We start from the raw sequence: 12,724 nt of genomic DNA on the forward strand, positions 1-12,724 counted from the left end.
GGCTGACTTTGTACCAGATGTCGCCGGGGATTTGAAGTTTTTCTTTATCTGACGTGCATTTGCAGGTTTCTGAAGCGCTACAGGTCAGCCACACGCCCGGTGAAAACAGGGTGTTTTCAAGGGCGCGTGGCTGCCAGGGTGAAACGCGGTTTCAGATGGCCAGTGCATGCTGATCCTGTACGTAGTGGTAACGCGGACGGCTGTCGTGTTGACCCGGCTTGAGGAACCCCAGCAACGCCTGGCGACTGTCGTGGCAGGCCGCCTTGTGCTCCATGTCGAGGAAGTGCCCGGTGGCCTGGATCGTACTGAAGCTTGCGTGCTGCACATGGTCGGCGAACAGCTTGGCGTCATTGGCCGAGGTGTACTCGTCCCATTCGCCATTGATGAATAGCACCGGCACCTGGATGCTCTTCGCGGCCTCCAGGTAGCACTGGCGGTCGCCGTAGAGCACGTGGCTGATGTGGAAGTGCATCTGCCCGTACTCATGCTCGGCCAGGCTGCTGACATGGCGATAGTTGAAGCGCTTGAACAGCGACGGCAGGTGCTTGCCAATGGTGTCGTTGACCAAGTGCCCGACACGATGGCGGTCGAGGCTGCCGAGGTAGTCGACACCGCGCTCCAGATAGTCGCGCATGGGTTCGTTGACCACCGGCGAGAACGAGCTGATTACTGCTTTCTCGATGCGTCGTGGACGCTGGGACAGCGCTTGCAAGGTGGCAGCTCCGCCCCAGGAAAACGACAGCACATGCTCGGCAGCGAAGTGCTCGATCAACTCCAGCAGGATCTGCCCCTCGACTTCCTTGGTGAGCATCCGCTCATGTTTGTTGTGGGCTTTGGAGCGGCCCGCGTAGGGCTGGTCGTAGAGCACCACGTTGAACTGCGGATGCAGGTTTTTCACGGTCTGGGCAAAAGACGCAGTGGTGGCCATTGAGCCGTTGACCAGAATGATGGTCTTGTCTGCGGCATCTGCGCGATAGAACTCCGTGTAAACCCGATACTGCCCCTGTATATCCAGCACAGCGATTTCTGGCCTCATGTCATAAGACTCCTGGCAAGCGGGTATGCGCGCAACTTGAGTGTGCACGTGCAATGTGACAGGTAGGCATACGCCTGGAATGGGAGCCCATGTCGATCCGGTAATGCAGGTCGACGGGTGTTGTTATAGGTGGGCGATTTACCGGGTTGAATGCAGAGCAGGCAGGGCTCAGGCCGGCAAAAGGTTTCTTAGATGCGCTTTCGTGACTCGTCGGTCACAATTCGGCCGACGGACTGATTCAAGCAGGGCAACCGGGAACCTGCAAGTGCATTGGGCAAATTGTTCGACAGCTTCTGCCCAGCGGTCATTCAGAGGCGAATCTGCGTCAGATCAGACGGATTTCGTCCGCAGTCAGGGGGCGGTACTCGCCGGGGGCCAGGCTGTCGTCCAGCACCAGTGGCCCCATGCTTTCGCGGTGCAGGCGCACGACCTTGTTGTTGAAGTGTCCGAACATTCGTTTGACCTGGTGATAACGCCCTTCGACGATGCTCAGCCTGGCGCTGCGGGGACCGAGGATCTGCAACTGCGCGGGCCGGGTGGTGAGGTCCTCGAAGGCAAAGTACAGGCCCTGGGCGAAGGTCTGGATGTACTCGGGGCCTATCTCTTCTTCGGTTTCCACGTAGTAGTGCTTGGGCAGCTTGGTCTGCGGCTGGGTCAAGCGTCGCGACCAGTTGCCGTCGTTGGTGATCAGCATCAGCCCGGTGGTGTTGTAGTCCAGGCGCCCGGCGATGTGCAGCTCCTGGGGATCGGGCTCGTGGATCAACTCCATTACGGTCTTGTGCTCGGGGTCTCGGGTGGCGCTGACGTAGCCCATGGGCTTGTGCAGCATGAAGTAGCGCGCTGGCTTGCCGACCTGGAGCACCTCCTCATCCAGCTCCACACGGCTGAACTCGCGGACTTCGGCCTTGGGGTCGCTCACCGGCTGGCCGTCGATGCGGATGCGTCGTTGCACCAGCAACAGGCGCACCTGCTGACGGTTGAAGCGGGGCAGGTTGCTGAGGAAACGGTCAATGCGCATGGTGATCGGCGGCTGGCGGCAAGGTGAGGTGGTTCAGGGGAGCGGCAAGGTGTTGGCGCGCAGTTGCGCCTCGACCCCGGCGCAGCGCGGGCACAGGCAGGACTGATTGCGCAACTGCGGCGGCAAGGCCTCGATGATCGCCGGATCGATGCTCACGCTGTAGCACCAACAGGCTTGGCCGACGCTGCGCGGGTCGGCCAGGGTGCAGTCGTTGCGGGCACCGCAGGCTGGGCAAAGGTCAGGTTCATTCATGGCTGGAGTGAGGCATTTCCACACAGGTTCGATTGCGTCCTGTCTGTTTGGCACGGTACATCGCATGGTCGGCACGCGACAGCAGGCTGTGCAGAGTGTCCTCCGCTTGCAGGGTGGTCAAGCCGATACTGACGGTCAGTTGCAGGGGCTGCCCTTCATAGTGATAGCGCTGCTGCTCGGTGAGCAGGCGGATTTTCTCGGCGATCTCCAAAGCGGCACGGCTGTCGGTGTCCTTGAGCAGCACGATGAACTCCTCGCCACCCCAGCGGCAGACGATGTCGGACTGGCGCAGGCAGTCTCGCAGGTCCCGGGCAAAGCCGCTGAGCACCTGATCCCCGGCCAGGTGGCCGTAGGTATCGTTGAGGCGTTTGAAGTGATCCAGGTCCAGCAGCAGGGCACTCAACGGTGTCAGGTCACGCCGCGCCTCTTGCATGGCCTGGGCCGCCAGCAGGTCGAAGCCGCGGCGGTTGGGCAGTTGGGTCAGGCTGTCGAGGGTGGCCTGGGCCTCGATCCTGCGCTGGTAGCGACGTACCACGGCACTGAGCAGGACCAGCACGATGGCAGTGATCACCAGGCAGATCAGCAGGTTGAGGTACAGCGACTGGCGGATGCTGCTGAGGGCGCCGTCCTCGCGCTTGTCGACGAACAGATACCAGTTGAGCTCGGGAATGAAGCGCACATTGAGAAAGTGGCCCTGGCCCTGGGTCGCGTATTCGTAGCTGCCGCTGTGGGGCTTGGGCAGTTGCTCCATCAGTTCCTTGAGGCTTTCCAGTTCCTGCAGCGACTGGCCGCTCCGGGCGCCCTGGGGGCCGCCGTCGGCACCGGTGAGGACGATGCGGCCAAAGGTGTCGACGAAGTACACACTGCGTTGATAGCGCTGCTGGTACTTGTCGATCAGCTTGATCACTGCATCCACCGTCAAGCCGACCCCGGCCGCACCGATGAAGCGGTCCTGGTAGTCGTAGACCTTGTAGTTGATGAAGAAGGTCAGCTTGTCCTGGTTGGCCAGGTCCGGATCGACGTTGATTTCGTACGGCGTGGCCATGTCGCGCACGCGAAAGTACCAGGCGTCCCGGGGCTCATCGACCTTGATCTTCTTCAACACGCCCTTGGCCTGGTAATAGGTGAGGCTGGTGTTGGAGACAAAGAACGCGGTGTAGGCGTCGTAGTGGGTCATGACCTCGTTGAGGTAGCGGGTCATTTGGCTGGGGTCGCGTTCGCCGGCTACCACCCAGTCACGCATGAAGGTGTCGCGGGCCATCATCGAGGAGATCAGGATCGGTCGCACCAGGTCTTTCTGGATTTCCGAATACACAGTGTCGGAGGTCAGGGGCAATTCGGTGTTGACGATGTTGTCGCGGATCGAGTCCCGCGAGACGTAGTAGCTGAGCAAGGATGTGGCGAGGAAACCGCTGCCCAACAGAGCGATCAGGACCAGCACCAGCGAACGCTGCGAATACAGGGGAGAACGAAGCGGCATGGCGATTCCGTGATAGTGGCCAGATGACGCATTCTAGTGGCACGGCGCAGAAATAACTCGCTCATTGCACGATGAAATTGTCTCGGGTTTGACACGATCTAGGCTTCGCTGGAACCACCGATAAGTTGCGCTTTGTATCGTCTCTGAAAGTATCTCCAAGTCAGCAGGAGCAAGGGGTTGCCGCCGGTCGGCAGAGTGCCGGGGGGTGTGTTGGCGGTAGCACCGGAGCGGTTTTTTACGGTCTCATGCAATGCCAGTCATTGCCGTATCGACTGGCGCCGTCCAGCGTCGCTGGCGCGGCTTGTATGCGGTCCGGGAGGCCGCCATGTACCGTCGAATCCTGCTCGGTGTCGTGCTTGGTTTGAGTTTGTCTGCCTGTGTGCCCTATTACGTCGGTCCGGGGTATTACCGCACGGATGTGTACACGGTCCCCGGGCCTTATTACTACGGTTACTACCCGTACACTGGAGGCTGGTACGGACCTCACTACTATTACCGCCCCTACTATCACGGGGGATACGGGCCGCACTATTACGGCGGTTACCGGCGTTGGCACCACTAGCCAAAAACAAGGGTGATACAACAGACCGCAGTCTCGGGCGACAAGGGACGAAGGGTCGACAGTCATTGCAGGTAGCGGCGTTCTGGCATCAGGCGCCGCTTTTTCATGGGCACTGGAAACAGGCGTAGCCGATGCTTGAGGGACTTGTATCAATGTGTTGCGTAAATCGCACCAGCGGAGGTTTTTGCGGTCAGATAATTTGTCAGTCAGCCTATTGCTGATTGCCGCCTGCCAGCGTCGCTGGCGTGGCTCTTCGCGGTCCAGGAGGCCGCCATGTATCGTCGATTTCTACTGATTGCATTGCTGGGTTTGAGTCTTTCTGCGTGTGCCCCTTATTACGGAGGTTCCGGCTACTACAGTTCGGACGTCTACAGCTCCCCCGCGCCGGCCTACTACGGCGGCGGATCTTCCTATTACTCGACTGATCGCAGTTACTACGCGCCACGCTACTACCAGCCAGCACCGCGCTATTACCAGCCGGCACCACGTTATTATCAGCCGCCGCGTGCAGCGTACCGACCCTATCCGAACCAGGGTTGGGGTGGCCATGAGCGCCCTCGCTATTGGAACAACCAGGATGGGGGCGGTCACGGCAGTCGTGACAATCATGGGCGCGGTGACCATGGCCGAGGTGGGCGCGGCCACTGATGCCGAATCGGCAGGAACCCTGTAGTCGCAGCCTGTGGCAGCGTCTACAGGGGCCGCTCAGTAGTCCGTCAGGTCCGCCAATGGATGGCGCCCCTCCCAGGCCTTGTGGAAATGCGCCTCCACCACCGCCTCGGGCACGCTGTTGATATCCGACCAATGCCAGTGCGGCTGATGATCCTTGTCGATCAGGCGCGCTCGCACCCCTTCGGCAAACTCCGGATGCCGGCAGCAGTTCAGGCTCAGGGTGTATTCCATCTGGAAGACTTCGGCCAGGGACAGGTAGCGGGCACGGCGGATCTGCTCCCAGACCAGGTGCGCGGTCAGCGGGCAACCTTCGCTGAGGGTTTTGGCGGCGCGGCTGTAGAGAATATCGCTGTGGTTCTGCAACTGGCTGATGGCGCGCCAGGCACAGGCCACGTCACTGACATCCAGCCAGGCGTCGATCTGTTGCCGGCGGGGCAGCCACTGTGCCTCGGGCAGTTGTCCCAGGGCTTCTTGTTGCAAGGCCTTGAGCAGGCTATTGAGTTGTCGCGGGGTTTGCTCCTGCCAGTTCAATTGCAGCAAGCCCTCGATCAGCGCCTCCTGTTGCTCATCCAGCAGGAAGCGATCAGCGAGGTTCAGGTCCAGGGCATCACGGCCATTCATGTGCGCGCCGGTGAGGCCGAGGAACAGCCCGAGCTTGCCGGGCATCCGCGAAAGGAACCAACTGGCACCTACATCGGGATACAGGCCGATGCTGATTTCCGGCATCGCCAGGCGACTGCTGGGGGTGACGATCCGGATACTGGCGCCCTGCAGCAGCCCCATGCCACCGCCGAGCACGTAGCCGTGCCCCCAGCAGATCAACGGTTTGGGGTAGGTGTGCAAGTGATAGTCGAGACGGTACTCGGCCGCGAAAAAATGCCCGGCCAAGGGCGGCACCTGGCCTGGCTGATCCAGGCAGGCCTGGGCCAGGCTGCGCACTTCGCCACCGGCACAGAAGGCCTTGGCACCGTTGCCCCGCAACAGCACGCAGACCACTTGCGGGTCCTTGGCCCAGGCGTCGAGGTGCTGGCTCAACTGCTGGATCATTGGCAGCGACAGGGCATTCAGGGATTTTTCCGCGTCCAGGGTGGCAATGGCGATGCGTGCGCCATCGGTGCCAGTGAGTTCTTCGACGTGCAGGTTCATCGTGACCTCGATGGAAAACATGAGCGATCAGTATGATCGCTGGTAGGGAAAGTGCTGGTTCTGTGTCAGATCAATTGACAAGCGAAGTCGGCTTTCCTAGGGTGCGGCCATTGTTTTTTCACGGGCATGGCCATGACTGCTGACGATCGTATCAAACTCGAACCGAGCTGGAAGGAGGCGCTGCGTGCCGAATTCGACCAGCCTTACATGACCGAACTGCGGGAGTTCCTGCGTCAGGAACATGCTGCCGGCAAGGAAATCTATCCGCCGGGCCCGATGATCTTCAACGCCTTGAACTCGACGCCGCTGGACCAGGTCAAGGTAGTGATCCTCGGCCAGGACCCGTACCACGGTCCGGGCCAGGCTCACGGCCTGTGCTTCTCGGTGCAGCCCGGGGTGCCGGCGCCGCCCTCGCTGGTGAACATCTATAAAGAGCTCAAGCGCGACCTGAACATCGACATTCCCACTCACGGTTACCTGCAGAGTTGGGCCGAACAGGGCGTGTTGATGCTCAACACCACCATGACGGTGGAGCGGGCCAATGCGGCGTCTCATGCGGGCAAGGGCTGGCAGTTCTTTACCGATCGGATCATCGAAGTGGTCAGCGAGCACCAGCCGCATCTGGTGTTCCTGCTGTGGGGCGCGCACGCCCAGGGCAAGCAGAAACTGATCGACGCCAGCAAACACCTGGTGCTGACCTCGGTTCATCCCTCGCCCTTGTCGGCCTACCGTGGCTTTCTCGGTTGCGGGCATTTCAGCCGTACCAACAAGTACCTTGAGCAAAACGGCGAGACGCCAATCGAGTGGCGCCTGCCGCCGGTTTGATCGAGACGCCAAACGAAAGCTGCCAAGCGGCTCCTGCATCTTCTGTAGGAGCCGGCTTGCCGGCGAAGGACGTTTCAGTCCTTGTTCCAATGCCGGAACAAAGGCTCCGCCAAAAACAGCACGAACAACAACCTCATCACCTGCATTGCGGTCACCAATGGCACCGACAGTTGCAAGGTCTCGGCCGTCAGGCTCATTTCCGCAATGCCGCCGGGCATCATGCCCAGGGTCAGCGAGCGCAGGTCCAGGTGGGTCAGCACGCTCAGGCCCAGGGCCGCGAGCCCGGCGATCAACATGGTCAGGGCCGTGCCGATCAGAGTCCGGCCCATGAATGACGGCGCCCGCCGAAAGAACTGCCGATTGAAGTGACAGCCCAGGCCACTGCCGATCAGCCACTGGCCCATCTGGCTGCCGCCGTCGGGCAGGCCGATGTGCAAGTCCCAGGCGATGCTCACCGTGGCGCTGAGCAGCAGGGGGCCAAACAACCAGGGATTGGGTTGACGCAGACGCTGCCAGAGCCAGGCCAATAGGGCTCCTGCGGGAAACAGCAGGGCCAGCCACTGCCAGTCGACAGTGGCGGCCTGCAAGGCCGGCGTGCCTTCCCCCAGCAGGTATTTGAATGCCGCTGGTACACAGAGCACCACCGTCAGCACCCGCAGGCTCTGCCCTGCCGCCACGCGGCTGAGCACCGCGCCATTGCGTGCGCCGAGGTTGACCATTTCTCCGGAGCCGCCGGGCATGCTGGAGAAGAACGCGGTGGCCCGGTCTTCCCCGGTGCGCCGCAGCAACCAGACCCCGACCACGCTGGACAGGCTGGTGACCAGGGCGCCGAAGAAGATCAGGCCGAAGTGACTCATGACCTGCGCCATCACCAGCGGGGTGAAGTGCAGGCCGATGCCGATGCCCACCACCCATTGCCCGCATTTGCGGCCGCCGGGTATTTCCGCCAGTTGCCAGGGCGTCAGGCAGCGCACCAGGATAATCGCCAGCAACGAGCCGACCATCCATGGCAGCGGCCAGCCGACCTGGCTGGCGAGATAACCGCCAGCCAGACCCACCAGGGGCGTGCCCCACCACTGTTTGAACCTGACTTCAGACATCGGCCACGGCACGTTGCTGAGCCGCACGCTTGCGCCAGATACGCAGCAGCGGCATCAGCAGCATGATGGCGGTCAGCACCCAGACTCCGAGGGTGATCGGGCTCGACCAGAGGATCTCCAGCGTACCGTTGGAAATCGACAGCGCGCGGCGCAGGTTCTGCTCCATCAGGCCACCGAGGATGAAGCCCAGCAGCACTGGCGACAGCGGGAAATCGAGCTTGCGCAGGATGTAGCCGAAGATGCCGATGCCGACCATCAGGAACAGGTCGAAGGTGGTGGCGTGTACCGCGTAGACGCCGATCCCGGTGATGATCGCGATGACGGGCACCAGGGCCCAGTTGGGCACGGCGAGGATGCGGGTGAAGATGCGGATCATCGGGATGTTGAGGATCACCAGCATGATATTGGCAATGAACAACGAGGCGATCAGGCCCCAGACGATATCCGGCTGCTGCTGGAACAGCAGTGGGCCGGGGGTGATGTTGTACAGCGATAGGGCGCCGATCATCACCGCCGTGGTGCCGGAACCGGGCACGCCGAGGGTTAGCATCGGCACCAGGGCGCCGCAGGCCGAAGCGCCAATCGCGGTTTCGGGGGCGGCGAGGCCGCGCTTGTCGCCTTCACCAAAGGTCCCGCTGGCACCGGCGAGGCGTTTCTCGGTCATGTAGGCCACGGCACTGGCCAGGGTCGCGCCGGCACCGGGCAACACGCCCATGATGAAACCCAGCAGGCCGCAGCGGATGTTCACCACGAACACCGAGGCCGCTTCCTTGAAGTTGAACATCATGCGTCCGGTGGCTTTCACCGCCTCTTGGCCACGATGGGTCTTCTCCAGCAGCAACAGGATCTCACTGATGGAGAACAAGCCCAGCACCAGCACCACGAACTGGATGCCGTCGGTGAGGTGGATGTTGTCCCCGGTGAAACGGTACACGCCACTGTTGGCGTCGATGCCGACCGCGGAGAGAAACAGGCCGATCAACGCGGCAATGAAGGTCTTCAACGGCCGGTCGCCGGCCATGCCGCCGAGGCAGACGATGGCGAACACCATCAGCACGAAGTATTCCGCCGGGCCGAAGGCGATTGCCCACTTGGCCAGCAACGGGGCGAACAGCACCATGCCGCAGGTGGCGATGAAGGCACCGATGAACGAACTCCACGCCGACAGCGACAGGGCAACCCCGGCCATGCCCTTGCGGGCCATGGGGTAGCCGTCGAGGGTGGTCATTACGGTGGAGGCTTCACCGGGAATGTTCAGCAGGATCGAGCTGATCCGGCCGCCGTATTCGCAGCCCAGGTACACCGCCGCCAGCAGGATCAGCGCCGATTCCGGTGGCAGGCCCAGGGCGAAGGCGATAGGAATCAGCAGTGCCACGCCGTTGATCGGGCCCAGGCCCGGGAGCAGGCCGACCACGGTGCCGATCAACGTGCCGGACAGGGCGGTGACCAGGTTGTAGGGGGTCAGCGCGACGCCGAACCCCTGGCCCAGATAACTCAGGGTATCCATATCAATTCTCCAGAACGTCGAGCAGGCCGAGGGGCAGTGGCACGTCCATGACCCGGTCGAACAGCCAGTAGAGGCCGATGCTGAGCAGGCTGACGATCACCAGGCTGGGCAGCCAGCGGCCGCCGTACAGGCGAGCCATCGGAACGCCGATCAAGGTGCTGGCGACGATGAAACCCAAGGGTTCGAAGGTGCCAGCAAAGACCAGCAGCAAGACCACGCAGAGGGTGATCTTGGTCAGGGTCTGCCGGTCCAGGGGCGGTTCTTCTTCGCTGTGCTTGATCGGAACCGGGCGAAACAACATGTACAGCAGGGCCAGGCTCATCAGACCGAGCATCAGCAGGGGGAAGGCTCGCGGGCCTACCGGTTCGTAGGAAAAGGCCGCCTGGTAGGGCCAGGCCATCAGTGCCAGGCCGGCACAGGCCAGCAGCAACACCGCGGCGAAGAGACGTTGAACGAGCATGGCTAACTCCCGGGCCCGGCCCCCGATGCGCGAGGGCCGAGCCGTTAGAAAGGGACGGTCACTGGATCAGGCCGAACTCTTTGGCCAGGGTCTTGTAGTCGGCTACCTGCTGCTTCACGTAGGTGTCCAACTCGGGGCCGGTCATGGCGAAGGGGAACAGTTCGCGCTGGTCACGCAGCTTGGCGAAGTTTTCGGAGGCCAGCAGTTTGTCGAAGGCGTCTTTCCACCAGGCGTATTCAGCGTCGCTGACTTTTGGCCCGAGGTAGAAGCCGCGCACCACCGGCCAGACGATGTCGTAGCCCTGTTCCTTGGCGGTGGGGATATCCTTCATTTCCGGCTCGTCCAGGCGCTGGGCGGAGAACACCGCCAGCAGGCGCATGTCGCCGGCCTGGATGTGTGGCATGGAGTCGGAGATGTCGGTGCTGCCTACCTGGATATGCCCGCCCAGCAGGGCGGTGGCGATTTCCCCGCCGCCTTCCAGGGCCACGTAGCGCAGGTCCCGAGGGTTGATCCCAGCGGCCTTGGCGATCAGCGCGGTCTGCATCCAGTCCTGGCTGCCGACAGTGCCGCCGGAGCCGATCACCACTTTGCTCGGGTCTTTCTTCAGGGCCTGGACCAGATCGTCTAGGGTCTTGTAGGGCGAATCGCTTTTCACCGCGATGGCGCCGTAGCTGGTACCTACCGCTGCCAGCCAGCGCACCGCGTTTTCATCGAAACGGCCGAATTTGCCCTGGGCCAGGTTCAGCAGCGAGCCGCTGGACCAGGCGACCAATGTCCCGGCGTCGGCTGGACGCTGGGCCACTACCGCGTTGTAGGCCACGGCACCGACACCGCCGGGCATGTAGGTCACGCGCATCGGCTTGGTGAGAATCTTCTCGTTGATCAGGGCGCTTTGCGCCAGCTTGCAGGTCAGGTCGAAACCGCCGCCGGGGGAGGCCGGGGCGATGCATTCCGGGCGCTTGGGTTCGGCGGATGCGGCCAGCAGTTGGCCGGCGAACAGCATGCAGCCGGCCGCGAGGGCGAGGTTACGCAATGAAAGGTCCATGCTTGTCTCCACAGGAGTTGTTGTAGGTATGTCCGGGTCATCCTCGACCCTTTTTTCCGTAGGAGCCGGCTTGCCGGCGAAGGGGCCCATGAGCCTTGTGCGGGGCTTGCGGGCCTCTTCGCTGGCAAGCCAGCGCCTACGACACAGCGAGATACGGAGGGCTTACCACAGGGCCACGCTGTAGCTCACCAGCAAGCGCACTTCATCCGCATCGCGAGCCGAATAGTTGGAACGGTAGGTGGCGTTGCGCAGGCGCACGGCGACATCCTTGAAGGTGCCGCTTTGCACCACGTATTTGATCTCGGTGTTGCGTTCCCATTCCTTGCCGGTGTCGCCGTTCTTCAGGGCAATGTTGTCGCCGCTGAGGTAGCGGGTCATGAAGCTCAGGCCGGGCACCCCGAGCTTGGCGAAGTCGTAGTCGTAACGGGCCTGCCAGGAGCGCTCCTCGGCCCCGGCAAAGTCGTTGATTTGCACGAAGTTCACCAGATACGGGTCGCTGCCATCGACATACGGGAAGGCACTGTCGCCGGACATGTGCTGGTAGCCGGCGCTGAGTTTATGCCCGTTCAGGGCGTAGCTCACCAGGCCATTGAGGGATCGGTTGTCGATCTTGCCGCCTCGGGCCTGGCCCTGATCATCGCTGATGGCCAGGCGCAGGTCGCTGGCGAAGGTACCGGGGCCCAAGGGTTGCGAGGTGACCAGGCCAAGAAAGTGCTGGTTGTAGACATCGTCCAGTTGGGCGAAGTGGTAGCTGCCGGTGATCTTGTCGGTGAGCTTGTAGTCCAGGCCGCCGAAATTGAAGTGCTTGCCGGTCGCGCTGCCGGCGAAGCGGCTGTTCTTGTTGTTGAGGCGGATGTCTTCGTAGTTGCTGTCGTCGCGGTCCTTGACCTTGTCCAGGCGACCGCCGGTGAAGGTCAGGTTCTTGATCTCCTTGGAGGTCAACAGGCCGCCCTCGAAGGTTTGCGGCAGGATGCGCCCGTCGTTGGGCTTGAGGATCGGCAACTCGGGGATCAGGCTGCCGATTTTCAGTTCGGTGGCGGAAATCTTCACCTTGCCAGTCAGGCCGAGCTTGGAATATTGATTGGCCGCGCGTCCGTCATCGTGGGTCGGTAGCAGGCCGGTACCGGTGCGGTCGGGGCTGGAGTCGAGCTTGACCCCAAGCATCCCCAGGGCATCCAGGCCGAAACCCACGGTGCCTTCGGTGTAGCCCGACTGCAGGTTGAGCATGAAGCCCTGGGCCCACTCGTCGCGCTTGGATTGCTGGGCGCTGGTGCCGTCGCGAAAGTCGCGGTTGAAGTACATGTTGCGAGTTTCGAAGGTGCCGCTGCTGTCTTCGAAGAAGGCGGCCTGGCTGAGCGGGGCGACGCCGACGAGGGCGGCAGCGCTGGCGAGAGCGGTTGAGGTCAGGCGGGAAAAACGCGCAGGCTGGACAGCCTTAGGGTGCGTGGATGGCATCCTGGGTACTCCGTTATTGTTCTTATTTTGACGAAAACGCTTCGAGGCGTTTTGCGGCTCAGCGGCCATCAAGGCCAGGGCAGTCGAAACCGTCCGTAGCAGGACTCTAAAGGGCCAACCTTTCGCTAACCTTTCAGCGCACTTTCACGGCTTTCGGGCTTCACAG

Annotated in this window: 12 protein-coding genes; 2 read left to right on the top strand and 10 right to left on the bottom strand. The window is 62.2% G+C overall.

Annotation, left to right across the window (positions count from 1 at the left end; genetic code table 11):
- Positions 1-151 precede the first annotated feature (151 nt).
- The 4 genes from GV818_RS18810 to GV818_RS18825 all read right to left on the bottom strand — a co-directional run bounded on the left by GV818_RS18810 (position 152) and on the right by GV818_RS18825 (position 3,786).
- Positions 152-1,036 carry an alpha/beta fold hydrolase gene (locus GV818_RS18810; protein WP_161757657.1) on the bottom strand — a complete coding sequence of 295 codons (885 nt, stop codon included), beginning with the start codon at positions 1,034-1,036 and terminating at the stop codon, positions 152-154.
- Positions 1,037-1,361: 325 nt separating this feature from the next.
- Positions 1,362-2,054 carry a 16S rRNA pseudouridine(516) synthase gene (locus GV818_RS18815; protein ID WP_161777199.1) on the bottom strand — a complete coding sequence of 231 codons (693 nt, stop codon included), beginning with the start codon at positions 2,052-2,054 and terminating at the stop codon, positions 1,362-1,364.
- A 33-nt stretch (positions 2,055-2,087) separates the two neighbouring features.
- Entirely contained in the window at positions 2,088-2,306 is a 219-nt protein-coding gene (locus tag GV818_RS18820; protein WP_161777200.1) for a cysteine-rich CWC family protein, read from the bottom strand.
- Positions 2,299-3,786, bottom strand: coding sequence for a sensor domain-containing diguanylate cyclase (locus GV818_RS18825; protein WP_161757654.1), 1,488 nt, complete (start codon positions 3,784-3,786; stop codon positions 2,299-2,301). The genes GV818_RS18820 and GV818_RS18825 overlap by 8 nt, the downstream gene beginning before the upstream one ends.
- A gap of 835 nt (positions 3,787-4,621) precedes the next feature.
- On the opposite strand from GV818_RS18825, the gene GV818_RS18830 reads away from it, so the two are divergent.
- On the top strand, positions 4,622-4,996 hold the full coding sequence (locus tag GV818_RS18830; protein ID WP_161757653.1) for a hypothetical protein: 375 nt from the start codon (positions 4,622-4,624) through the stop codon (positions 4,994-4,996).
- Positions 4,997-5,053: 57 nt separating this feature from the next.
- On the opposite strand, the gene GV818_RS18835 is transcribed toward GV818_RS18830, so the two are convergent.
- On the bottom strand, positions 5,054-6,166 hold the full coding sequence (locus tag GV818_RS18835; protein ID WP_161777201.1) for an enoyl-CoA hydratase/isomerase family protein: 1,113 nt from the start codon (positions 6,164-6,166) through the stop codon (positions 5,054-5,056).
- Between the two features lie 132 nt (positions 6,167-6,298).
- Here GV818_RS18835 and ung point away from each other — a divergent pair, with 132 nt between their 5' ends.
- Positions 6,299-6,991, top strand: coding sequence for a uracil-DNA glycosylase (ung, locus tag GV818_RS18840; RefSeq protein ID WP_161757651.1), 693 nt, complete (start codon positions 6,299-6,301; stop codon positions 6,989-6,991).
- A gap of 74 nt (positions 6,992-7,065) precedes the next feature.
- Here ung and GV818_RS18845 read toward each other — a convergent pair whose 3' ends face one another.
- The 5 genes from GV818_RS18845 to GV818_RS18865 form a co-directional block, all read right to left on the bottom strand.
- Positions 7,066-8,091 carry an AbrB family transcriptional regulator gene (locus GV818_RS18845; protein ID WP_161777202.1) on the bottom strand — a complete coding sequence of 342 codons (1,026 nt, stop codon included), beginning with the start codon at positions 8,089-8,091 and terminating at the stop codon, positions 7,066-7,068.
- Entirely contained in the window at positions 8,084-9,598 is a 1,515-nt protein-coding gene (locus GV818_RS18850) for a tripartite tricarboxylate transporter permease (protein WP_161757649.1), read from the bottom strand. Before GV818_RS18850 ends, GV818_RS18845 begins: the two co-directional genes overlap by 8 nt.
- A 1-nt stretch (position 9,599) precedes the next feature.
- Entirely contained in the window at positions 9,600-10,058 is a 459-nt protein-coding gene (locus GV818_RS18855; protein WP_161777203.1) for a tripartite tricarboxylate transporter TctB family protein, read from the bottom strand.
- A 58-nt stretch (positions 10,059-10,116) separates the two neighbouring features.
- On the bottom strand, positions 10,117-11,103 hold the full coding sequence (locus GV818_RS18860) for a Bug family tripartite tricarboxylate transporter substrate binding protein (protein WP_161757647.1): 987 nt from the start codon (positions 11,101-11,103) through the stop codon (positions 10,117-10,119).
- Between the two features lie 162 nt (positions 11,104-11,265).
- Complete coding sequence (locus GV818_RS18865) at positions 11,266-12,558, bottom strand: OprD family porin (RefSeq protein ID WP_161777204.1); 1,293 nt, start codon at positions 12,556-12,558, stop codon at positions 11,266-11,268.
- Positions 12,559-12,724: the final 166 nt, after the last annotated feature.

The sequence above is a fragment of the Pseudomonas sp. Fl4BN1 genome (assembly GCF_009908285.1).
GTDB lineage: Bacteria > Pseudomonadota > Gammaproteobacteria > Pseudomonadales > Pseudomonadaceae > Aquipseudomonas.

What these genes read in the sequence shown, in the direction of transcription:
- GV818_RS18810 (WP_161757657.1), bottom strand. Translation starts at nt 1,036, where the DNA reads ATGAGGCCAGAAATCGCTGTGCTGGATATACAGGGGCAGTATCGGGTT.
- GV818_RS18815 (WP_161777199.1), bottom strand. Translation starts at nt 2,054, where the DNA reads ATGCGCATTGACCGTTTCCTCAGCAACCTGCCCCGCTTCAACCGTCAG.
- GV818_RS18820 (WP_161777200.1), bottom strand. Translation starts at nt 2,306, where the DNA reads ATGAATGAACCTGACCTTTGCCCAGCCTGCGGTGCCCGCAACGACTGC.
- GV818_RS18825 (WP_161757654.1), bottom strand. Translation starts at nt 3,786, where the DNA reads ATGCCGCTTCGTTCTCCCCTGTATTCGCAGCGTTCGCTGGTGCTGGTC.
- GV818_RS18830 (WP_161757653.1), top strand. Translation starts at nt 4,622, where the DNA reads ATGTATCGTCGATTTCTACTGATTGCATTGCTGGGTTTGAGTCTTTCT.
- GV818_RS18835 (WP_161777201.1), bottom strand. Translation starts at nt 6,166, where the DNA reads ATGAACCTGCACGTCGAAGAACTCACTGGCACCGATGGCGCACGCATC.
- ung (WP_161757651.1), top strand. Translation starts at nt 6,299, where the DNA reads ATGACTGCTGACGATCGTATCAAACTCGAACCGAGCTGGAAGGAGGCG.
- GV818_RS18845 (WP_161777202.1), bottom strand. Translation starts at nt 8,091, where the DNA reads ATGTCTGAAGTCAGGTTCAAACAGTGGTGGGGCACGCCCCTGGTGGGT.
- GV818_RS18850 (WP_161757649.1), bottom strand. Translation starts at nt 9,598, where the DNA reads ATGGATACCCTGAGTTATCTGGGCCAGGGGTTCGGCGTCGCGCTGACC.
- GV818_RS18855 (WP_161777203.1), bottom strand. Translation starts at nt 10,058, where the DNA reads ATGCTCGTTCAACGTCTCTTCGCCGCGGTGTTGCTGCTGGCCTGTGCC.
- GV818_RS18860 (WP_161757647.1), bottom strand. Translation starts at nt 11,103, where the DNA reads ATGGACCTTTCATTGCGTAACCTCGCCCTCGCGGCCGGCTGCATGCTG.
- GV818_RS18865 (WP_161777204.1), bottom strand. Translation starts at nt 12,558, where the DNA reads ATGCCATCCACGCACCCTAAGGCTGTCCAGCCTGCGCGTTTTTCCCGC.